Source organism: Streptomyces radicis (assembly GCF_003626575.1).
GTDB lineage: Bacteria > Actinomycetota > Actinomycetes > Streptomycetales > Streptomycetaceae > Streptomyces > Streptomyces radicis.
Map to the genome: position 1 here is coordinate 152,415 of NZ_RBDY01000008.1, position 21,011 is coordinate 173,425.

17 protein-coding genes are annotated in these 21,011 nt (G+C 73.6%); 7 read left to right on the top strand and 10 right to left on the bottom strand.

The features are described from left to right. Positions 1-50 precede the first annotated feature (50 nt). Both D7318_RS13905 and D7318_RS13910 read right to left on the bottom strand, forming a co-directional pair. Entirely contained in the window at positions 51-1,430 is a 1,380-nt protein-coding gene (locus D7318_RS13905; protein ID WP_120697270.1) for an ADP-ribosylglycohydrolase family protein, read from the bottom strand. Continuing rightward, on the bottom strand, positions 1,430-2,641 hold the full coding sequence (locus D7318_RS13910; RefSeq protein ID WP_120697271.1) for an ADP-ribosylglycohydrolase family protein: 1,212 nt from the start codon (positions 2,639-2,641) through the stop codon (positions 1,430-1,432). The genes D7318_RS13905 and D7318_RS13910 overlap by 1 nt, the downstream gene beginning before the upstream one ends. Positions 2,642-2,799: 158 nt before the next feature. Between D7318_RS13910 and D7318_RS13915 the strand changes: the two genes are divergently transcribed. After that, entirely contained in the window at positions 2,800-4,008 is a 1,209-nt protein-coding gene (locus tag D7318_RS13915) for an RNA-guided endonuclease InsQ/TnpB family protein (RefSeq protein WP_120697272.1), read from the top strand. Between the two features lie 11 nt (positions 4,009-4,019). Here the strand turns inward: D7318_RS13915 and D7318_RS13920 are convergent, their stop codons facing one another. From D7318_RS13920 to D7318_RS13945, 6 genes are read right to left on the bottom strand one after another with little or no spacing between them, the layout of a single operon-like run. Then, positions 4,020-5,219: an ADP-ribosylglycohydrolase family protein gene (locus tag D7318_RS13920; RefSeq protein ID WP_183091413.1), complete on the bottom strand. Its 1,200-nt coding sequence runs from the start codon at positions 5,217-5,219 to the stop codon at positions 4,020-4,022. 8 nt (positions 5,220-5,227) lie between these two features. Continuing rightward, positions 5,228-6,409 (bottom strand): ADP-ribosylglycohydrolase family protein, encoded by a 1,182-nt coding sequence (locus tag D7318_RS13925; RefSeq protein ID WP_120697274.1) that lies wholly within the window; start codon positions 6,407-6,409, stop codon positions 5,228-5,230. Between the two features lie 40 nt (positions 6,410-6,449). Then, positions 6,450-7,778, bottom strand: coding sequence for an ABC transporter substrate-binding protein (locus tag D7318_RS13930; RefSeq protein WP_120697275.1), 1,329 nt, complete (start codon positions 7,776-7,778; stop codon positions 6,450-6,452). Next, positions 7,778-8,662: a carbohydrate ABC transporter permease gene (locus tag D7318_RS13935; RefSeq protein WP_120697276.1), complete on the bottom strand. Its 885-nt coding sequence runs from the start codon at positions 8,660-8,662 to the stop codon at positions 7,778-7,780. The genes D7318_RS13930 and D7318_RS13935 overlap by 1 nt, the downstream gene beginning before the upstream one ends. Next, the gene (locus D7318_RS13940) at positions 8,659-9,618 is read right to left on the bottom strand and encodes a carbohydrate ABC transporter permease (protein ID WP_120697277.1); all 960 of its coding nucleotides are present in this window, start codon (positions 9,616-9,618) and stop codon (positions 8,659-8,661) included. Before D7318_RS13940 ends, D7318_RS13935 begins: the two co-directional genes overlap by 4 nt. A gap of 17 nt (positions 9,619-9,635) precedes the next feature. After that, positions 9,636-10,676 carry a LacI family DNA-binding transcriptional regulator gene (locus D7318_RS13945; protein WP_230423713.1) on the bottom strand — a complete coding sequence of 347 codons (1,041 nt, stop codon included), beginning with the start codon at positions 10,674-10,676 and terminating at the stop codon, positions 9,636-9,638. Positions 10,677-10,901: 225 nt separating this feature from the next. Between D7318_RS13945 and D7318_RS13950 the strand changes: the two genes are divergently transcribed. Then, the gene (locus D7318_RS13950) at positions 10,902-12,764 is read left to right on the top strand and encodes a glycoside hydrolase family 15 protein (protein WP_120697279.1); all 1,863 of its coding nucleotides are present in this window, start codon (positions 10,902-10,904) and stop codon (positions 12,762-12,764) included. A 119-nt stretch (positions 12,765-12,883) separates the two neighbouring features. Further along, positions 12,884-13,540 carry a DsbA family oxidoreductase gene (locus D7318_RS13955; RefSeq protein WP_183091406.1) on the top strand — a complete coding sequence of 219 codons (657 nt, stop codon included), beginning with the start codon at positions 12,884-12,886 and terminating at the stop codon, positions 13,538-13,540. Between the two features lie 867 nt (positions 13,541-14,407). Here D7318_RS13955 and D7318_RS13960 read toward each other — a convergent pair. After that, on the bottom strand, positions 14,408-15,448 hold the full coding sequence (locus D7318_RS13960; RefSeq protein WP_120697281.1) for a sodium:calcium antiporter: 1,041 nt from the start codon (positions 15,446-15,448) through the stop codon (positions 14,408-14,410). 202 nt (positions 15,449-15,650) lie between these two features. Between D7318_RS13960 and D7318_RS13965 the strand changes: the two genes are divergently transcribed. From D7318_RS13965 to D7318_RS13975, 3 genes are all read left to right on the top strand, one after another. Beyond that, complete coding sequence (locus D7318_RS13965; RefSeq protein ID WP_120697351.1) at positions 15,651-16,703, top strand: sporulation protein; 1,053 nt, start codon at positions 15,651-15,653, stop codon at positions 16,701-16,703. Between the two features lie 179 nt (positions 16,704-16,882). Beyond that, a complete protein-coding gene (locus D7318_RS13970) occupies positions 16,883-17,848 on the top strand; it encodes an aldo/keto reductase (protein WP_120697282.1) in 966 nt (321 codons plus the stop codon). Between the two features lie 124 nt (positions 17,849-17,972). After that, a complete protein-coding gene (locus tag D7318_RS13975; protein WP_120697283.1) occupies positions 17,973-19,166 on the top strand; it encodes an MFS transporter in 1,194 nt (397 codons plus the stop codon). Between the two features lie 61 nt (positions 19,167-19,227). Here D7318_RS13975 and D7318_RS13980 read toward each other — a convergent pair whose 3' ends face one another. Beyond that, positions 19,228-20,013, bottom strand: coding sequence for a transglycosylase SLT domain-containing protein (locus D7318_RS13980; RefSeq protein WP_120697284.1), 786 nt, complete (start codon positions 20,011-20,013; stop codon positions 19,228-19,230). A 409-nt stretch (positions 20,014-20,422) separates the two neighbouring features. Between D7318_RS13980 and D7318_RS13985 the strand changes: the two genes are divergently transcribed. Beyond that, a complete protein-coding gene (locus D7318_RS13985; protein WP_230423718.1) occupies positions 20,423-20,953 on the top strand; it encodes a molybdopterin-binding protein in 531 nt (176 codons plus the stop codon). Positions 20,954-21,011 lie beyond the last annotated feature (58 nt).

The following is a 21,011-nucleotide window of genomic DNA, read 5'->3' on the forward strand; positions in this document are numbered from 1 at the left end:
GTTGGTGGATCCGAGGACCGCGATGGCGGGGCCGCCGCCGAGGGGACGGGTCACTCCGTTGCCTCCAGGGTGAGTGTGGCGAGGGCGTCGAAGCCGATGCCGTCGAAGCCCGCGACGGTGGTCGCGAGCCGGTTCTTCAGCGGGCCCGTCCAGCGGGTGGGCAGTGCCCCCGGCGACCCGGCGAGCGCGCCGGCCAGGGCCCCGGCCGTCGCGCCGTTGGAGTCGGTGTCCCAACCCCCGGACACCGCACGGCAGATGGTGGCCGAGAAGTCGCCGTCCGCGTGGGTGAGCGCGGCGGCGACGACCGCGGCGTTGGGCAGGACATGGACCCAGTGGTGGTCGCGGTACCGCTCGTGCAGGCGGTCGACGACGCCGTCCCAGCCGTCGGCGGCGGGCGCGGCGCGGGCGGCGTCCACGCCGAAGCGCACGGCCTCGGCGTAGCGCGACCCCGGCGGGACGACGGCGAGCCCCGCGCGCACGCAGCCGTGCGCGTCGGCGTCGCCTCCCATGGCCGCCGCGGTGGCGGCCGCGGTGAACATCGCGCCGTGCACGCCCACCCCGGTGTGGGTCAACGTGGCGTCCCGGTGGGCGAGTTCGGCGGCGGTCGCGGGGTCGCCCGGATGGGTCCAGCCGAAGATGTCGGCGCGGATCTGCGCCCCGATCCACTCGCGGAACGGATTGCGGAAGGTGGCCGTGTCCGGGGGCTCGATCCCGGCGAGGAGGTTGCGGTAGGCGACGCGTTCGGCGGTGAACGTCCGGCCCGCGGGCAGCTCGTCGAGCCACAGCTGCGCCACGTCGGCCGTGGTGAAGTGGTGGCCGTGGCGGCGCAGTAACAGCAGCCCGAGCAGCGGGTAGTTGAGGTCGTCGTCCTCGGGCGCGCCGTCGATGGTCTCGGCCAGCGACGTGGCGCGCGAGCGGCGGTTCCAGGGGTGGGCCGCCAGCACCTCGGGCGGCACGCCCGCCTCGGTGAACCATGTCGCGAGCGGCCAGTTCCCCGCGGCGCGGCCCAGCGCGCGGATGCCGTCGACGGGGATCTTCTCGACGGGCTTGCCCAGCACACACCCGGCGGCCCGCCCCAGCCACGCGGCCTCCAACCGCTCGGCCAGCCGGGGGCGTTGCGTGGCACGCCCCGAAGTGCCCCGCGGCGTGGGCCGGTCGGGGCACGCGGCCCGGATGTCCGCCAGGGCGGTGGGCTCGCGGTCGGCCAACGGCGTTGGCAGCGCGGCCAGTTCGTCGAGCAGCTCCTCGGCAAGGGCACGCAGGCCCGCGGGCGCGGGCTCGGGGGAGGCCCCGGCGCGCGGCGGCGCGGGGTGGCCGCCCGCCGCGCGCCAGCGGGCGGCCAAGGGCGCGGCGTCGCGGCCGTCGAGGGCCGCCTGCCTGAGCTCGTGGCCGATCAGGTCCTCGGGCTGGACCCAGGTCAGACGCAGCATCAGGCCCCCGCGATCGCGGCGAACAGCGCCTCGTGCGCCCTGCGGCGCTCGACGTCGCGCGCGAACACCTCGCACGCCACGGCCGCGAGGGCGGCCCCTGGCGCCCGCAGGTCGAGCCTGCTGGCCCGCGCGATCTCCTCGCTCCACTCGCCGGGCACGGCGCCCTCCCCGGCCAGCGCGCCCACGATCGCGCCGCTCATGGTGGCGATGGAGTCGCAGTCGCGCCCGTAGTTGACCGAGCCGAGCACCGTGTGCCGGAAGTCGCCGCGGCCGACCAGCAGCATGCCGAGCGCGATCGGCAGCTCCTCGATCGCGTGCAGCCTGGAGGGGCGCCGCGCGCCGAGCGAGGGCGCGCGGTACTCGGGGCCCACGGTGTCGAACGGCGCCACCGCGGCGCGCAGCGGGCCGAGCGCCTCCTCGAAGTCGTCGTAGCCGCCCGCCACGTGGGCCACGGCGTCGATCGCGGCCCGCGTGCCGTCCTTGGCCAGCGCGAGCGCCTCGGCGACGACCGACTCCGGCGTGGCGTCCGGCGCGCACGCCGCGGCCACCGCCGCGGCGAACACCCCGGCCGCCTCCCGCCCGTAGCTGGACTGGTGCGCCCCCGCGACATCGAGCGCCTCCGCGTAGGCCGCCGCGGGATGGCCCGCGTTGACCAGGCCGACCGGCGCCATGTACATCGCCGCGCCGCAGTTGACGATGTTGCCGACCCCGGCCTCGCGCGGGTCCACATGGCCGTAGTGGATGCGTGTGACGATCCACTTCTCGGCCAGGAAGATGCGCTGCAACGGCAGGGCCTCGGCGCCGAGTTCGGGGATCCAGCGCGGCGTGGAGATCAGGTCGGGCACCAGGTGGTCGGCCACCGCGTAGGCGTCGAGGTGGTCGCGGACCCTCTCGTAGACGCGGACCAGCGCGTGCGTCATCAGGGTGTCGTCGGTGACGTGCCCGTCGCCCTTGTGGTAGGGCGCGATCGGGCGGGCGGTGCGCCAGTTCTCCCGGTGGAACGGCTCGACGATGCCGGTGACGCGCCCGCCGTGCCGTTCGGCGATCGCCTCGGGCGACCAGCCCTCGACGGCGCCGCCGAGCGCGTCGCCGACCGCGGCGCCCACCAGGGCGCCGACGGTGCGGTCCTCGAGGGTGGGCGGCGCGGCCTTCCTCGCTTCGATCCTGGCTTCGGTCCTGGCGTCGAGGTGCGTCGGCGTGGGGGTCGTCATCTGGTCTCCTTCGTGGGTACTCCGGCCTTCGGGCCGGGGAGGAAACGAGGCTCCTGTGGAGCAGGGCAGGGGAAGGCGAATCGCCGCCAGGGCGGTTCGGCGTCTACGGTCACCGATCGACACCCTTGGGTCACATGGGGGTTGATAGGGTGTGAGGTATGGCGCGGCAGGTCAAGCGGGCGTTCAGGTACCGCTTCTACCCCACGAGCGAGCAGGCGGCGGAGCTGTCGCGGACGTTCGGCTGCGTCCGTCTCGTGTACAACAAGGCGCTTCAGGAACGCACGCGGGCCTGGTACGGCGAGCAGCGCCGGGTCTCCTACGTGGAGTCGTCGGCGATGCTGACCGGATGGAAGAAGACCGAGGGACTGGCGTTCCTGACGGAGGTGTCCTCCGTCCCGCTCCAGCAGGCCCTGAGACATCTCCAGACCGCCTTCACCAACTTCTTCGCCAAGCGGGCCCAATACCCCCGCTACAAGTCGCGGAAGAGGTCGAGGGCGTCGGCCGAGTACACCCGGAGCGCCTTCACCTGGCGCGATGGGCGGCTGATGCTGGCGAAGATGTCCGGGCCGCTGGACATCCGCTGGTCGCGTCCGCTGCCTCAGGGGGCGGAGCCGTCCACCGTGACCGTCTCCCGTGACGCGGCGGGCCGCTGGTTCGTGTCCCTGCTGTGCGAGGACACCGTCACCGAGGCCCCCGCCACGGGCGCGGCGGTCGGCATCGACGCGGGCATCACGTCCCTGGTGACCCTGTCCACCGGGGAGAAGATCGCCAATCCCCGGCACGAGCGGCGTGACCGTACGCGCCTGGCCCGCGCGCAGCGGGAGTTGTCCCGTAAGGCGAAGGGCTCGGCCAACCGTGAGAAGGCCCGCCGTAAGGTGGCCCGGGTCCACGCCCGGATCGCCGACCGGCGCAGAGACTTCCTCCACAAGCTCACCACTCGGCTCGTCCGTGAGAACCAAACGGTCGTGATCGAGGACCTCGCCGTCCGCAACCTGCTCAAGAACGGGCGTCTCGCGCGCGCCATCTCGGACGCGGCCTGGACGGAGCTTCGCTCCATGCTGGAGTACAAGTGCGCCTGGTACGGGCGTGAACTCGTGGTGATCGACCGCTTCTTCCCCAGCTCGAGGCTGTGCGGGGCCTGCGGCACGGTCCGCGGGAAACTGCCGCTGAACGTCCGGACGTGGACGTGCGAGTGCGGCGCGGTGCACGACCGTGACGTGAACGCGGCACGCACCATCCTGGCCGCCGGGCTGGCGGCAGCAGCCTGTGGAGACGGTGTAAGACCTCAACGGGAGTCCTCCCGGACAGGGCAGTCGTCGATGAAGCAGGAACCCCAGCGGGCGACCGCTGGAACCCCCCGCCTCTAGGCGGGAGGAAGTCAAGGCAGTGGTCCTTCCGGGGCGGCGGTGAAGGGGGTCGTGGCGAGCTGTTCCGCGAGCGGGACCAGGTCCGTGCCCGCGAGCCGGGGCAGCGCGCACCCGGCGAGGGTGCGGCACGCGTCACGCCAGGTGCCGGGCAGCGCGTCCGCGCCGCCCACCACGCCGGTGAGCGCCCCGGCGAGCGCGGGCGCGGAGTCGGCGACGCGGGAGAGGCAGGCCGCGGACGGCACCGCCTCGGTGACCGCCCCGGCGGCGGCGGTGGCCACCGCGAGCGCCACGGGAACGGTCTCGGCCGCCGCGATCCCGTAGCTGTAGACGTGGTCGACGATCTCGTGCTCGAGCAGCGGGACCAGCGCGAACGCGTTCCCCGGCAGCCCGGGTCTGGCCTTGGCCGCCGAGCGCCCGAGCTCGACGGCGTGCAGCGCGTTGCGCCGGATCTCGGTGCCCTCGGGCAGCTGGTCGACGGCCGCGTCCACGCACGCGTCCACCGGGCCGCCGTCCAACGCCGTGGCGACCGCCGCGGCCATCGCGCGGGCGCCGTGCACGCCGTCGCCGTCCTGGGTGTAGCGGGCGTCGAACTCGGCCAGGTCGGCCGCCGCCTCGGGGTCGCCCGGGTGCACGACGGCGAGCACGGCGGCGCGCACGCAGGCGGCGTCGTCGAAGTAGTGGGGGTTGTCGTGGCCCGTGGCGGGGGGCCGCAGCCCGGTGGCCAGGTTGCCGAGGCCCGCGCGCACGGAGATCCTGGCGCGCAGCGGGATCTCGGCGGACTCGATCTCGTCGGCCCTGTCGGCCGCGGCCGCGACCTCGTCGGCCAGGGAGCTCCAGGCCAACGCCAGGGCGGATCGTACCCGTTGGCCCGCCGTGAGGTCGGAGTCGCCCGATCCGGCCGCCGACAGCACCGAGAGCGCGGTGAACGCGGCCCACTCCGCGTCGTCGGAAGGGCCGAGCCGCAGCGGCTCGGGCGGCTGGTTGAGCGCTATGGGGACGGGCAGCGTGGTGGTGGCGTTCAGCTCGGCGAACGTGTCGAGCTCGCGCGTCAGCCGCCGGGTCCAGTCCGGCATCCTGGCGGCCCTGTGCCGCCCCGATGGCCAGCCCGCGGCGTCGCCCGCGGCGATGCCGAGCAGCAGGCCCTCGATCCGGCGGGGGGCCTTCGCGGCGATGGGACCGCCGAGCGCGGCCTCGGTCAGGACGGGGGGCACGGTGGGGGTCACGCGGCGGCTCCTTCGCTGCCGCCGTCGCGGCCTTCGCGCCGTCCGTCGGGTCGTCCGTCGTCCCTGCCGTCGGGTCGTCCGTCGGGCGGCGGGCTGAGCCGGTCGGCGACATCCAGGATGTGCCACCCGGCCATGGACGGCAGGCAGGTGCCGCGGACCGGGCCGATGGCCTTCGCCCAGTCGGCGGGGATCGCCGACTCGCCGCGCAGCGCGCCCGCGAGCGCCCCGGCGACGGCCGCGGTGGTGTCCGCGTCGCGGCCCATGTTGACCGCCATCTGCACGGACCTGACGAAGTCGCCGCGCGAGGCGGCGAACGAGCCGAACGCGAGCCCCACCGCCTCGGGCGCCAGATCGGTCCACGGGTAGCCGCCGATGACGGTGGCCTTCCGCACCGTCCGCTCCGTCGAGAGCGACGTGGCCGCCGGGTCGCGCCTGGCCCGGCGCGCCGCGGAGACCGCGCGGTGCAGGGAGCGCGCCGTCCACGAGTCCTCGGGGACCACCGACAGCGCCGCCTGCACCACCGCGTCGGGGCTGTGGCCGACCATCGCCGCCGCGACGCCCGCCGCCACGGCCCGACCGCCGTAGATGCCCTCGCCGTCGTGCGAGACCGTGCCGTCGATCGACACCAGGCGCGCGGCCTCGGCCGGGCGCCCCGCGGCGTAGACGCCGAACGGCGCGGCCCGCATGGCGAGCCCGTCGCTCCAGGCGTGCCGGTGCTGGGCGGAGATGGGCGCGGCCAGGCCGCGGCGGAGGTTCTCCAGGGTGCCGCGCTCGCTGAACCCCGCGCCCCTGAACGGGCCCTCGTCCCGGTCGGCGATCCACTCGTGCCACGCCGACTCGACATGGCCGACGGTCAGGGCCGCGCCGTGCTCGGCGAGCAGCAGCCCGGAGAAGATGGCGTACTCGGTGTCGTCAGTACCGGCCGGGTCGTCGGAGACGAAGCCCTCGATGCGGCCCCAGCGCTCACGGATCTGGGAGGGCTTCATGTTCTCGGCGGGCGCGCCGAGCGCGTCGCCGACGGCCAGGCCGAGCATCGCCCCCCTGGCGCGGTCCCTCGGCACGACCGCGGTGGGCGCCTGCGGGCGCGGCACCGTGGCCAGCCGGTGCGGCGGGGCCTCCTCGTCCGGCTCCCGTGGGCGGATGTCCCGTGGGCCGATGGGGTCGAGGCTGACGCTCATAATCTGTCGCTGCTCATTTCTGGTGGTGCGGGTCTCATGGTCAACGCTGGTACCGATCGAGGATCCGGTTCCCGTCGTCGGTGAGCTCCTCGCGGAGATCTTCCAGGTCAACGGCTCCGTTGTAGTACTCCTGGAAGGCGGGAGTGGCGATCTTGTCCTTCCACTCGGGGTAGCCACGGACCCCGAGCACCGGCGAGGGCCGCAGCGCCGCGGCCAGCTCGACGCCGGTGCGCCAGCCCAACTCCTCGGTGCTGAGCGAGGGATCGGCCAGGGCGGTGGTGCTGGTGGGCAGCATCCAGTCGCCACGGGCCAGCTCCACCGCGTGGTCCGCTCGGGTGAGGAACGCGATGAAGTCGGCGGCGGCCTGCCGGTGGTCGCTGTCCTGCGCCACCGAGAGGGTCTGCGGGGCGACGCCCTGCGCGAGCCCTTCGTCGCCGCCGCCCGACGGCATGGGGAGCACGCTCCACCCGAATCCGTCGGGCGCCTGCTGGGCGACCTGCTGACGGAAGGAGAAGTTGAGCGGGAGCAGCGCGTACCGGTCGGCGAAGAATCCAGGCAACGTGTCGGAGCCGCCCATGCCGAGGCTGCTGCGCGGCGCCGTGCCGTCCTCGTTGACCTGCCGGTGGATCAGCTCGGCCACGGCGGAGTCGGCCGCGCCGTACCGCACCTCGTTCTCGCCGCCGTCGCGGTAGAACAGCTGTCCCCCGGTGGAGAGCGAGAGGTTGACCGACTGGCTGACCGGCTCGCTCATCGACCACGCCACGCCATAGGTGTCCGTCTCGCCGTCGCCGTCGGTGTCCCTGGTCAGGTCGGCGGCGACGTCCTCGAACTCCTCCCAAGTCCACGGGTCGTCCGTCGTGGGGATCCGCACCCCGGCGTCCGCGAGGAGCGCGGCGTTGGCGATCAGGACGCGCGGCTCCTGGAGGAACGGCACGCCGTAGACGCCGCCGTCGAACGTCGTGGTGCCCCACGCCTGTTCGGGTATGTCGGCGCGCAGCTCGGGGGGCAGCAGGTCGGTGAGGTCGGCGAGGTAGCCGCCGTACGCGAAGTCGGTGAGGTCGGAGGCGTCGTTGTGGATGATGTCGGGCGCCTCGCCGCCCATGAACGACGTCAGCAGCTGGTCGTGGACGTTGTCCCACGAGCCCTGGACATAGCGGACCCGGACGTCGGGGTTGGCGGCGTTCCACCGGTCGACCAGCGCCTTGTTGGCCTCGACGGACTCGGCCTGCCAGGCGAGGCTCAGATAGTCCAGGGTCACGGTGCCGTCGTCGGGCCCCTCGTCGCCGAGGCCGCAGCCGGCGAGCAGCGCGGCGAGGGCGAACACGGCGGCGGCGCGGGCGGGCGCGGTGCGCGTGGGTGTGCGGCGCATCAGCCCTTCACCGCCCCGGCGAGCATGCCGCTGACCAGGCGCCGCTGGAGCAGCGCGAAGAACAGCAGGCTCGGCAGCGTGGCCAGGAACGCGGCGGCGGCGAGCGGGCCGAGGTCGGCGGCGCCCTCGTCCCCCACGAACAGGGTGAGGATCACGGACATCGTCTGTTTCTCCGGGGACTTGAGCAGCACGAGGGCGAAGAAGAACTCGTTCCACGCGGTGACGAACGCGAACATCAGCGTGGCCACGAGCCCAGGCGTCAGGAGCGGCAGCACGACCGAGCGCAGGGTGGTCAGCCTGCTCGCGCCGTCCACCGCGGCGGCCTCCTCGAGGGAGCGCGGCACGGCCTTGACATAGCCCTGGAGCATCCAGAGCGCGAACGGCAGGCTCCAGACGACATAGACCATGATCAGGCCGGGAAGCGAGTCGATCATCCGCAGATTCCGCAGGATCAGGAAGAGCGGGATGATGATCAGGACCAGCGGGAACATCTGGCTGACCAGGATCCACGCCGTGCCCGCGCGGGTGACCCGGGAGCGGTGGCGCACCATGACATAGGCCGCGGGCACGGCGATCGCCACCGCGATGACGGCCGAGGTGCCCGCCACCAGAAGGCTGTTGAACGCCGCCCTGAGCAGCGGCTGGGCGTCGAACGCGGCCCGGTAGTTGTCGAGGCTCGGCTCCCGGGGGATCCATGTGGGATCGATGGAGGCCAGCTCCTGCGGCGACTTGAACGACGTCGAGATCAGCCACAGCAGCGGAAAGGCGAGGAAGACCAGATAGAGGACGAGCGCGGCGTACTGCCCGGTGCGCCCGGCGACGCGCCCGACGCGTCGGGTCCTCTCGGCGGTCCTCGCGGTGGTTCTCGCCGTGGTCGTGCTCACTGGACGTCCTCCCTCAGCCGCTTGCGCAGGAACAGCGCGAGCAGGACGGCGATCACGGCCACCATCGCCAGGCCCATCGCCGCGGCATAGCCGAACTGCCCGTACTTGAACGCCTCTTCGTAGGCGAAGAGCATCGGAAGCCGTGTCTCGCCGCCCGGCCCGCCCTGGGTGAGGATGTACACAAGGCCGAACGAGTTGAAGTTCCAGATGAAGTTGAGCGCGGTGATGGCCAGCACCACGGGGCGCAGCGCGGGCCAGGTGACCGTGGTGAAGCGGCGCCACACCCCCGCCCCGTCGATGTGCGCGGCCTCCCGCAGCTCGAGCGGGACGTTCTGGAGGCCCGCGAGCAGCACCACCGTGGTCTGCGGCATCCCGGCCCAGACGCCCACGGCGATCACGGCGGGCAGGGCGAGGGAGAAGTTGGTGAGCCAGTCGAGATTGCTGTCGATCAGCCCGAGGGACGCCAGCGTGTCGTTGAGGATGCCCGCGTCCTGGTGGTAGACCAGCCGCCACATGATGCCGACCACCACCTCGGGCATCGCCCACGGCACGAGGGCCAGCGTCCTGGCCAGCCAGCGGAAGCGGAGGTTCTGGTCGAGCAGCAGCGCGAGGCCGAGCGCCAGGACGAGCTGGAGCGCGGTCACGCAGAAGGCCCACACCAGGCCGACCCGGAACGAGTCGAGGAACAGGTCGTCGAAGCGCAGGTCGGAGAAGTTGGTGACCCCGATGAACTGGGTGGGCTCCGTGCGGCCCGCCTGGGAGTCGGTGAACGCGAGCGACGCGCCGTACAGCAGCGGCCCCACGCTCAGCACCAGGATGGGTATCAGGGCGGGGAGCAGCAGGAACCACGCCCCGTGGTCGAGGCCGAGCGCCTGTTTGCGGCGGCGCGGCGTGCGGGGCGGCGGTGTGCCGCGGCGTCCCGGGACGGCTCTGTCCCGGGGTGCGGTCAAACTCATGAGGGAAACCTCGGACTTCAGGGGTCGGTCGCCGGCGCGGTCGAGGCGCGCACGACGAGGCGGGGAGGGGCGGTGGTGGTGCGGGGCTCGGGGAAGGCCCCGTGGACGGCCCGGTCTTCGAGCCGGTCGAGCAGCAACTCGGCGGCGTGCCTGCCGCGTTCGGACGAGCCCAGGTCCACGCTGGTCAGCGGGGGCCAACTGGCCTGGGCCAGCGTGCTGTTGTCCATCCCGGCCACGGCGACGTCGCCCGGCACGCGCAGCCCGCGCGCCAGCAGGGCGTGCGCGGCGCCGAGCGCCAGCTGGTCGTTGGCGCAGAAGATGGCGTCGGGCCCGGCGGGCAGCAGCCGCTCGGCCGCCGCCGATCCCGAGTCGATGCCGAAGTCCGTGTGCACGACGAGCCGTTCGTCGTAGGGCAGCCCGCGCGCCGCCAGCGCGGTGCGATAGCCCAGGTCGCGGTTGTGCCCGGGGACGGTGTCGCGCGGGCCGCCCAGGAACGCGATCCTGCGGCGGCCCGTCTCGTGCAGGTGCGCCACGGCGAGCGCGGCGCCCGCGACCGAGTCGGCCCGCACGCTGTCCACCGGGACGCCGTCGGGCAGCGAGCCGATCACCACGACGGGCCCCGCCGCGTGCGTCAACGCGTCGATGTGCGCGCCGGTGATGCGGATCGGGCACAGGATCAGCCCGTCGCTCGTCCGGTCGCCCAGGCTGCGCAGCACGGCGAGCTCGTCCTCGGCGACGGCGTCGGTGGAGTGCAGCAGCAGCCGGTACCCGGCGGCCTTGGTGACGGACTGGATCGCGCGGACCATGGCGACATAGACGGGGTTGCCGATGTCCGGCATGGCGAAGGTGAGTTGGCGGGTGCGCCCGTCCTTGAGCGAGCGTGCCACCGCGTTGGGCACGTATCCCAGCTCGGCGGCGGCGCGCCGCACCCGCTCGACGGTGTCGCGCCGTGCGCCCTGGCCGTTGAGGACGCGGGAGACGGAGGCGATCGAGACGCCCGCGCGCTCCGCTATCGACACGATGGTCGGCTGTCCGCCGTTCCACATCCCGGTTGCCACCCGTTTGCCCTCGATGCGCCAATGTCGTAAACGTTTCCACTGGCTGGAATCGTTTACAGATGGTGGGGTCCGTTTCCCCGGACGTCAAGAGGCGGTTGTCCGGAATTCGCCGGTGCGCGGCCCGTGGACGTGGGGTGTGCGCGACTGGGGAGGCGGGCCGCGCCGGGTCGGGTTAGCGTGCCAGGGAGAGGCGGCCGCGAGGTGGCGAGGTGGTGACACGGGCAGATGGCGGACACTCCGATCGAGGACTACGGGCTGCTGTCCGACCGCCACAGTGCCGCGCTGGTCGACCGCGACGGCTCGGTGGACTGGCTCTGCTTCCCCCGCTTCGACAGCGACGCCGTCTTCGGCGCGCTGCTCGACGCCCACGCGGGCAGCTGGGCGATCAGGCCGACGGGCCCGGCGCGGACCGAACGGCGTTATGTGCCCGGCACGATGGCGCTCTGCACGGAGTTCACGACCCCGACCGGCATCGTCGCGCTGACCGACGCGCTGGCCACGGGCGCCGCCGACGACCCCCACGAGCTCGGCGCGAATGCGCCCCATGTGCTGGTGCGGCACGTGCGCTGCGACGCGGGCGAGGCCGAGGTGACCGTGGACTTCAGGCCGCGCCCCGGCTACGGCCTCGGCCCGCCCGGGCTGATCCTTTCCGAGGGCGGCATCGTCACCCGGGCGGCGGACGGCGTGCTCGTGCTCTCGAGCCCGCTGCCGCTGGCGCCCCAGTCGGGCGCGGAGCCGGCCGGTGCCCTGGCGCGGACGACGCTGACCGAGGGCGACGAGCTGTGGTTCGGGCTCGGCTGGGACCCGCCCACGGCCGAGCCGAGGGACGCCTACTCGGCCGATGAGCTGGCCGATCTCATGGCGAAGACCCTCGAGAGCTGGCGCGCCTGGTCGCGGCTGCACGAGCGCTACCGCGGCCCGTGGAGCGCCCTGGTCCACCACTCGGGCCGGGTGCTCCAGGCCCTCACCTACCAGCCCACGGGCGCGATCGTCGCCGCGCCCACCACGTCGCTGCCCGAGACCCCGGGCGGCGCGCGGAACTGGGACTACCGCTACGCGTGGGTCAGGGACGCCGCGTTCACCATGGACGCGCTGTGGGTGGCGGCGTGCACGGACGAGGGAGAGCAGTTCTTCACGTTCATGACCGAGGCCGCCACCGGGTCGCCCTCGGGCGCGCAGCTCCAGATCATGTATGGCATCGGCGGCGAACACAACCTGGACGAACGGCGGTTGGACCACCTCACGGGCTGGGGAGGCTCGCGCCCCGTGCGCGTCGGGAACGACGCGTGGAGCCAGCCGCAGCTCGACGTCTACGGCGAACTCCTCGACACCGCCGTCCGGTTCGCCGACCAGCTGGCGGGAGCGGCGCCCGCGCTCGGCACGTTCCTGCTCGGCCTCGCCGACGCCGCGGCCGAGGTGTGGACACGACCCGACCACGGCATCTGGGAAGTCCGGGGCGAGCCACGGCACTTCCTCTACTCCAAACTGATGTGCTGGGTCGCGCTCGACCGCGCGGTGACCCTGGCCGACCGGCTCGGCGACCGGCTCGGCGGCACCGAGGAGCGGACGGCGGGCTGGCGGCGTGCGGCGGACGAGATCCGCGCCGCGATCGAGGAGCGCGGCTGGAGCGAGCGCGCGGGCGCGTTCACCCAGTCCTTCGGCAGCGACGTGCTGGACGCGTCCGCGCTCATGCTGCCCATCACCGGCTTCCTGCCGGGCGACGACCCGCGCGTGCTCGCCACCGTGGACGCCGTCGCGCGCGACCTGACCGACCGGCGCGGCCTGGTCCGCCGCTACCGCACGAGCAGCGAGGAGGGCGCGGACGGCCTGGCGGGGGAGGAGGGCAGCTTCCTGCTCTGCACGTTCTGGCTCTCCCAGGCCCAGGCGATGGCGGGCAGGACCGACGAGGCGCGCGAGACGTTCGAACGCGCCGCCTCGCACGCCAACGACCTGGCGCTGCTCGCCGAGCAGGTGGCCCCCGACTCCGGCCGGATGCTGGGCAACTTCCCGCAGGCGTTCAGCCATATCGGCCTGGTCAACGCCGCCTCCCAGATCGCCCGCGCCGAACGCCACGGGACCGGCGGCTGACCCCTTCCCCTCCGCCCGCACCCCGGGGTGCGTCACGCACACCGAGGTGCCTTTTGTGGGCCCTTCCTCGCTCACGCATGATGGTGCTACGCACAAGAGAGAAGAATTGGAGCCGGGCCATGCGTGTGGAGATCTGGTCGGATGTCGTCTGTCCCTGGTGCGGCCTTGGCCAGCACCGGCTGAACGAGGCGCTGCGGCGCTTCGAGCACGCGGACCAGGTCACGGTGGTGCACCGCTCGTTCCAGCTCGACCCCACCGCGCCGATCGGCGAGTCGCGCCCCGCCGCGGAGACGGTGGCCGCGAAGACCGGCGGGTCGCTCGAGCAGGCCCGCGCGATGATGACCCGCGTCGAGGACCTCGCCCGCGCGGACGGCCTGACCCCCTACATCGTGGCCGACAACCGCACGGGCAGCACCGCGCTCACCCATGAGTTCCTCGCGCACGCCACCGACAGGGGGCGGCACGACGAGGCGTGGGACGCGGTGTTCGCGGCGCACTTCGGCCGCGCCGAGTCGGTCTTCACGGTGGACGCGCTGGTCGCCCTGGGCGAGGGCCTCGGCCTCGCCCCGGCCGAGACCCGGCAGGTCCTCACCGACCGCCGCCACCGCGAGCGGGTCGCGCGCGAGGGGGCGCGCGCCACCCGGCTGGGCGCCACGGGCGTGCCGTTCACCGTGATCGACGACCGCTTCGGCGTGGCCGGGGCACAGGACGTGGACACGCTGCTCGAGGTCCTGCGCCGAGCGGTTTCCCCTGCGGGGAGCGACCGGGTGGGGTAGTGGGTGGCCCGGTGTGGTGCCTGCCCCCTGCGGGGGGGCGGGCAGGCCGGGTCGGGCGTTCCGGTGTGGTGTTCATCGCGGGCTGCGGCTGGTCGGGTGGTTGGGTGTGGTGCCCTCTGCGGGGAACAACGTGGTGTTGTCGCCGTGCGGTCCGGCGTGGTGCCGCCCTGTCGGACGGGTGTCCGCGAGGTGAGTTCCCGCAGGGGACGGCGCTTGCCCCCCGGCTGGGGCCCGCGACGGTCCACTTGCCCTCGTGAGGGGACGCCGCACACCGTCAACCCGTCGCCCCCGCAGGGGGCGCGCTGCGCGCGGGCGCCGTCCCCGGGGCATGTCGTCAACGTGTTGCCCTCCCCGGAGGGGGCGCGTTGCGCGCGGTTGCTGTCTCCCGGTTGCACCGTCAACCCGTCGCCCTCCCCGGAGGGGGCGCGTTGCGCGCGGGTGCCGTCTCCCGGTTGCACCGTCAGCGTGTTGCCCTTCCCGGAGGGGTGTTGCTTCCCGCAGGGTGCGTTGCGCGTGGGCGCGGTCCTCGGGGTGTGTCGTCAACGTGTTGCCCTTCCCGGAGGGGGCGCGTTGCGCGCGGTTGCTGTCTCCCGGTTGCACCGTCAACCCGTCGCCCCCCGCAGGGGTTCGCTTGTCCCCGCGGGGGGCGTTGCGCGCGGGTGCTGTCTCCCGGTTGCACCGTCGGCGTGTTGCCCTCCCCGGAGGGGGCGCGTTGCGCGCGGGTGCCGTCCCCGGGGCGTGTCGTCAACGCGTCGCCCTCCCCGGAGGGGGCGTCGCTTCCCGCACGGGAACAGCGCCATTCCCGTTGGAAGACTCCATGTCGCCCCACGCGGGGGACACCGCCGACCCCGCCGCGGGTGCGGCACCTCAGAAGGCCAGGATCACGATCGTGCCCGCGTATACGGCGAACAGCAGGACGCCGTCGAAGCCGAGGCGCAGCCAGCCGCGTTCCTGGCGGATCAGCAGGCCGCCGAGCAGCACCGTCGTCATCACCAGCGCCGCGGCCGTCAGGAACAGCTCGTCGTCGCCCGCCGCGTGGTACAGCGAGCCGCCCCGGTAGGCGATGTCGCCGACGACCAGGTTGAGCGCGTCCAGGCAGTTCCCGCCGATGACCGCGGCCACCGCGAGCGTGACCGCGCCCCTGCGGACCGCCGCGATGGCCGTCGCGGTCTCGGGCAGCGCGTTGATCACGCCCATCAGCCCGGCCCCGACGAAGCCGGGCGGCAGGTCCGTGCGGTTCACGAACGTCTCGGCCGCCACCGAGATCGCCCAGCCGCCGAGCACCACGAGCGCCGCGATCCCCAGGAACTCGCCCCACAGCCCGCCCGAACGCCGCCCGCCGCCCGGCGACCCGGGCTCGTCCGGCACGTCGACCACCGTCTCCCTGGTCCGCACCGCCTCCCACATCGGCCGCCGCCGGTCGCTGATGAGCCGCAGCCCGCCGATGTAGAACGCGCCCATCACCGCCGACGCGGGGTGCACGCCGAGCACCGTCACATCGGGCCCGAACGACGCCATCAGCGCGATGCCGAGCAGCGCGATCAGCAGGCAGCCGAAGAGGACGTTGGACAGGGAGGCCGCCGCGTGCTCGAGGTTGGCGCGGCGGTGGAACGCGTCCGCCACCGCGATGGCCAGGGTCTGCGCGGCGATGCCGCCCACCGCGTTGCCATAGGCCAGTTGGGGCTGGTCGGCCAGCGCCGTGGCCGCCGTCATCACGATGCCGGAGAGCGACGTGACCACGCCGAAGAACACCGCGCCGAACAGCGCCTCGCCCCAGCCCGTCCGGTCGGCGAGCCGGTCGCCGAGCACGGCGAGCCGCACGCTGCCGAGGACGGTGAGCACCCCCACGACGACGAAGACGACGATGCTCCAGCCGAGCGGCCACGGGCCGGTCAGTAGGTCGGACACTCCACATCCTCACGTCAGGGGGCGCGGGCCACTCCGATGTCGGCCGACTTGAGTACCACGCCTCGCCTGCCGATATGCCTGCGTGGCCCGCGGTGGCTGGAATGTCACCTCACCGACCGCCGCGGGGGCCCCTAGTCTTCTACAAGCCTGTAGAAAGACGAGGGCGGAAAACGTTCGACGACATGAAGGAGTGGACGCCGCGATGGTGTTCAAACGGCTGCTCGGCTCGCTCGGCGTGGGCGCGCCCAAGGTGGACACGGTCCTCGACGGAGGGCCCGCGCTGCCCGGTGGCCCGCTGTCGGGACAGGTGCACATGGAGGGCGGCTCGGCCGACTTCGAGATCGAGGAGGTCGCCCTCGAGCTGGTCGCCCGCGTCGAGGCCGAGAGCGAGGAGGGCGAGGCGGAGGGCGCCGTGGCGTTCGCCCGTTGGACGGTCGGCGGCGGCTTCCGGCTGCCCGCGGGGGAGCGCCACGCGCTGCCGTTCACGGTGACCCTGCCGTGGGAGACCCCGGTGACCGAGCTGTACGGGCAGCCGTTCGGCATCGTCATCGGCGTGCGGACCGAGCTGGTGGTCGCGGGGGCCAAGGACGCGGGCGACATCGACCCGGTCTCCGTCGCGGCGCTGCCCGCGCAGGCCGCGATCCTCGAGGCGCTGGGCCAGCTGGGCTTCGGCTTCGCCTCCGCCGACCTGGAGCTGGGCCAACTCCACGGAACCGGCCAGCAGTTGCCGTTCTACCAGGAGATCGAGCTGGTCCCGCCGCCGCACTACGCGGGCGCGGTGAACGAGCTGGAGCTGACCTTCATCGCCGGGCCAGGCGGCGTCGAGGTGGTGCTCGAGGCGGACAAGCGCGGCGGGCTGTTCGACGGCGGCCATGACGCGCTCAACCACCACGCCGTCAGCCACGACAGCGTCGATCGCACCGACTGGGCCGCCGAGGTGGACGCCTGGGTGCGCGAGCTGGTGGAACGCCATGGCGCGGCCCACGGGTACCAGGGGCATCCCGGTTACCAGGGTCACCCCGGCTACCAGGGCCACGGGCACCCCGGATACGGGACCCCGTACAAGGACGACCACGGGGACCATCACCACGGCGACGACCACCACGGCTCGGGCCCCGGCATGGGCACGGTGATCGCCGCGGGCGCGGCGGGGCTCGCCGTCGGCGTGGTCGGCGGCCTGGTCGCGGCCGAAGTGGTGGACGAGGTCGGCGACTTCTTCGAGGGCGACGAGGACGAGGGGGACGACGAGGGATAACGACGCCCCTCACCGGACACCCGGGCGACCCGCCGCGCCCCCCGCGGTGGGTCGCCCCGGCGCGTCCGGGCGTGTCGCCCTCAGAACGGGCCCGGGGCGCGGTCTTGAATGAGGTTGCCTTCACGCACCGTGATCGTGGCGGTGCGGACGACGACCGACGAGGGAAGGGACACCGCCCCATGAAGACGACCGCGCTCGGCAGAACCGGACTGCGCGTCTCGAGGATCGCCTACGGGACATGGCAACTCGGCGGGGACTGGGGCTCGTTCGACGAGGACGCGGCCATCGCCGCCATCCGGCACGCCAGGGAGCTGGGCGTCAACGTCTTCGACACCGCCCAGGCCTACGGCTTCGGCGCGGCGGAGCGCGTGCTGGGCAAGGCCCTGCGCCCCGAGCTCACCCGCGACCGCGACGGCGTGGTGATCGCCACCAAGGGCGGCGTCGTCCCCGGCGGCCGTGACGCCTCGCCCGCCCGGCTGCGCGCGGGCGTCGAGTCGAGCCTGCGGGCGCTCGGCGTGGAGACCATCGACCTCTACCAGGTGCACTGGCCCGACCCCTCGGTGCCCATCGCCGAGACGGCGGGCGCGCTCCAGGATCTTGCCGACTCCGGCAAGATCCGCCATGTCGGGGTCTCCAACTACGGCGTCGAGCAGATGGAGGAGTTCGCCGCGGTCCGCCCGGTGGAGACCCTTCAGCCCCCGTACCACCTCTTCCGCCGCGCGGTGGAGGAGCGCGTCCTGCCGTACGCGGCCGAGCACGGCGTCGGCGTGCTGGCCTACAGCCCGCTGGCCAGCGGGCTGCTCACCGGGCGGATCGACGAGGACACGACGTTCGACGAAGGCGACTGGCGCGGCGGCGCCACGGCGTTCACGGGGGACGCGCTCAAGCGGAACGTCGCGGTCGTGCGCGAGCTCGCCGCGTTCGCCGAGGAGCGCGGCATGACCGTCAGCCAGCTCGCCATCGCGTGGGTGCTCGCGCGCCGGGGCGTGGACGTCGCGATCGTCGGCGCGCGCGGCAGCGCGAACATCGAGGCGAGCGCCGCCGCGGCCGACGTGGAGCTGACCGCCGCCGACCTGGCCGCGATCGACCGGATCACCGAGGACGCGGTGCAGATCGAGGGCTCGACCCCCGAGGGCGCGATCTGACGCGTCCGCGTCCCGGGGGACACATCCCATGATCCCCCGATCGGGTGATCTTCCGGCCGATCTGTAGGATGAGCGACCGCACAGGCGTCCTCTCGATCACGCGATCACGGCCGGGAAGAGAACCATGAGCACAGCCACCGGCGTGGCCGTCAGGGCGCGGGTGGCCGTGGCGGCCGTGTTCTTCACCAACGGCTTCGTCTTCGCCAACGTCGTCCCGCGCTATCCGGAGATCAAGGACGACCTCGGCCTCTCCCACACCGCACTCGGCACCGCGATCGCGGCCATGCCGCTGGGCGCGCTGGTGATCGGGCTGCTGGCCAGCCCGTTGATCAGACGGTTCGGCTCGGCGTGGACGGCCGTGGTCGCGCTCGCGCTCCTCGGGGCGAACGTCGTCTTCATCGGGACCGCGCCAGGATTCGCGCTGCTGTGTGTGGCGCTGTTCATCGCGGGCAGCCTCGACTCCATCACCGATGTGGCGATGAACGCCCACGGCATGCGCGTCCAACGCCTCTACGGCCGGTCGATCCTCAACTCCTTCCACGGCCTGTGGAGCGTCGGCGCCGTCCTCGGCGGCCTCACCGGGGCGGGCGCGGCCCAGGCCGGGATCCCGCTGCCCGTCCACCTGGCCGTCGCGGGGGCGATCACGGTGGGCGCGGCGGCGGTGGCCTTCCGCTTCCTGCTGCCGGGGCCCGACGACGCCGAGCGGGAGGCGGCGGCCGATGACGCGGGGAAGGCGGCCCGCGGGGGCCCCGGCTGGCCGGTGATCAGGCTGCTCGCGGTGCTCGGCCTGCTCTCGGCCGCGGCGGCGGCCGTCGAGGACTCGGGCGCCTCGTGGGGATCGGTCTATCTGCGTGGCGAGTTGGCGGCCAACGCGGTGGTGGGCGGCCTCGGCTTCGCCGCCCTCCAGGGCGCGCAGACCGTGGGGCGGCTGCTGGGCGACCGGGTCGTGCACCGGCTCGGCGACCGGAACACCTCGCGCCTCGGCGGGCTGCTCGTGGTCACCGGCATGGGCGCGGCGCTCCTGTGGCCCTCGGTGCCGAGCACGCTCGCGGGCTTCGCGCTCGCGGGCCTCGGCATCGCCACGCTGATCCCGGCCGCGTTCCACGCCGCCGACGAGATACCCGGGCTGTGGCCCGGCGCGGGCATCACGGTGACCGCGTTCCTGCTGCGCATCGGCTTCCTGCTGTCGCCCCCGCTCGTGGGGGTCGTGGCCGACGCCTCGTCGATCAGGGTCGGGCTCGTCGTCGTGCCGCTCGCGGGCCTGGTCATCCTGCTGACCTCGGGCATACTCGAGGGCCGCCGCCCCGCGAAGGGGTGACGGCCCTCGAGCCCGCGATCCGTGTGTCCGATCCGTGTGGGGGACGGACGGTGGGGACGGATCAGTAGGCGCTGTCGACGTTGTCCATCGAGCCGTAGCGGTCGGCGGCGTAGTTGCAGGCCGCGACGATGTTGGCGACCGGGTCGTACTGGTCGTACGCGGTGCCCTCGACGTGGTAGGCGTCGAACGTGGGCTTGATGACCTGGAGCAGGCCCTTGGAGGGAACGCCGTTCCGGGCGTTGATGTCCCAGTTGTTGATCGCGTTCGGGTCGCCGCTCGACTCCCGCATGATGTTGCGGTGGATGCCCTCGTAGCTGCCGGGTATGTCGTGCTCGTCCATGATGGCGAGGGCCTCGCGGATCCAGCCGTCGAGGTTGTCCGGGTACTCCTCCTCCTGGGGCTCCTCGGCCTCCGCGGCCTTCTCGCCGCCCTGGCCCTCGGCGCCCTCGGCGGCCTTCTCGGCCTTCTCGTCCTTGGCCTCGGCCTCGGGCTTGTCGTTGGAGCCGGAGTCCGAGCCGGAGCCCGAGTCGTCGGAGTTGTCGGAGTCTTCGGCCGGGGCGGCCGAGGGGCGCTCGGCGGGCTGGCCCGGCAGCGCGAGCGCGGTCTGCTGGCTGCCGAGGCCACTGGCGGCGGTGGTCGCGTCGGTGCCCTGGAGGTTCGTGGTGAACGCCACGGGTGACGCGGTGCTCGAGGCCACGCGCTCGGGGGCCACGGGCGAGGCCGAGGCATCGCTCGGGACGAGCGAGACGGCCACCGCGGCGGCCCCTGCGGCGGCGATGCCGGCGAGCGAGACCTTGCGGGCCGTGATCCGGCTCGTGCCGGAGGTCGGGGTGCGGGTCGCGGACATGGAGTCGCATACCTCTTCGGAGTGGGGGGAATTACCACAATCTGTGGATGCCAGCCATTCTTAGCGGGTGCCTCACCGGCGGACAAAGGTGCGATCTACGGCCCTCCCTCGGAGAGGCCGGGGCCGCCGCCCCCGCGACCCGCGCCAGCCGCGGCCTCCGCCTCCACCGGGACCGCTATCGCCCTTCGTATGTGGCGCTGGTCACGTGCGGTGGGTCACACTCTGGCCGCTGATTCCTTACACGCGGTGAGCGAGACGTTGCCTTGCCGCGGGGTGGCGATCCGCAGATGCGGGGTGATGCGCGCCAGCGATGCGCGGATGCCATGGGAACCAGCCGTTTCACCGGCATCCGCGGATGGGCGCGCCCGCCTGGGGTAGCCAACCGGTGGTGCCGAGCGAAAGGCCGCCCATGGACCCGCTCATCTCATCCCCGCGCGCCGCGGTCGCCCTGACCGGCGAGGTCGCGCGCCCCGCGCTCCTGACCGTCGACGACCTCGTCGACTCCGCCGCGTGGCCCGTCCACCACGCCGAAGTGACGTTTCTCTGCTCGACCAGCGGGGCCCGGCGGCACCGTTTCTCGGGGCCCGCGCTGCACGACGTGGTGCTCTCGGCCGCGCCCGCGTTCCCCTCGGGGCGCCGCAAGGACCGGACGCGCTTCCTGCTGGTGGTCGCCGGGGCGGACGGCCATGTGGCCGTGCTGTCCTGGGCGGAGATCGACCCCGACTTCGCCGGGTCCGCCGTGCTGCTCGCCACGCACGCCGACGGCAGCTCGCTCGCCGGGCCCGGGCCGCAGCTTGTCGTCCCCGGGGACCGTTACGGCGCCCGCTGCGTCAGCCGCGTCGGCCGGGTCGGCGTCCACCGGGCCGGGGCGGACACGGGGGATCAGGGCGAGCGGCGCGGTCCCGCGACCACGAGCCCCATCGGGCGGCGCGCGTCGTGACGGAGGTGGTCGCGGGCGCCCGCGCAGAGCCCTTCGACGCCGCGGCTCCGGCGGCGTC

Excerpts from the sequence above, each read along its gene's own strand:
- D7318_RS13970 (WP_120697282.1), top strand. The coding sequence starts at position 16,883 with ATGAAGACGACCGCGCTCGGCAGAACCGGACTGCGCGTCTCGAGGATC.
- D7318_RS13915 (WP_120697272.1), top strand. The coding sequence starts at position 2,800 with ATGGCGCGGCAGGTCAAGCGGGCGTTCAGGTACCGCTTCTACCCCACG.
- D7318_RS13965 (WP_120697351.1), top strand. The coding sequence starts at position 15,651 with ATGGTGTTCAAACGGCTGCTCGGCTCGCTCGGCGTGGGCGCGCCCAAG.
- D7318_RS13905 (WP_120697270.1), bottom strand. The coding sequence starts at position 1,430 with ATGCTGCGTCTGACCTGGGTCCAGCCCGAGGACCTGATCGGCCACGAG.
- D7318_RS13985 (WP_230423718.1), top strand. The coding sequence starts at position 20,423 with ATGGACCCGCTCATCTCATCCCCGCGCGCCGCGGTCGCCCTGACCGGC.
- D7318_RS13980 (WP_120697284.1), bottom strand. The coding sequence starts at position 20,013 with ATGTCCGCGACCCGCACCCCGACCTCCGGCACGAGCCGGATCACGGCC.
- D7318_RS13950 (WP_120697279.1), top strand. The coding sequence starts at position 10,902 with ATGGCGGACACTCCGATCGAGGACTACGGGCTGCTGTCCGACCGCCAC.
- D7318_RS13955 (WP_183091406.1), top strand. The coding sequence starts at position 12,884 with ATGCGTGTGGAGATCTGGTCGGATGTCGTCTGTCCCTGGTGCGGCCTT.
- D7318_RS13975 (WP_120697283.1), top strand. The coding sequence starts at position 17,973 with ATGAGCACAGCCACCGGCGTGGCCGTCAGGGCGCGGGTGGCCGTGGCG.
- D7318_RS13930 (WP_120697275.1), bottom strand. The coding sequence starts at position 7,778 with ATGCGCCGCACACCCACGCGCACCGCGCCCGCCCGCGCCGCCGCCGTG.
- D7318_RS13940 (WP_120697277.1), bottom strand. The coding sequence starts at position 9,618 with ATGAGTTTGACCGCACCCCGGGACAGAGCCGTCCCGGGACGCCGCGGC.
- D7318_RS13910 (WP_120697271.1), bottom strand. The coding sequence starts at position 2,641 with ATGACGACCCCCACGCCGACGCACCTCGACGCCAGGACCGAAGCCAGG.
- D7318_RS13925 (WP_120697274.1), bottom strand. The coding sequence starts at position 6,409 with ATGAGCGTCAGCCTCGACCCCATCGGCCCACGGGACATCCGCCCACGG.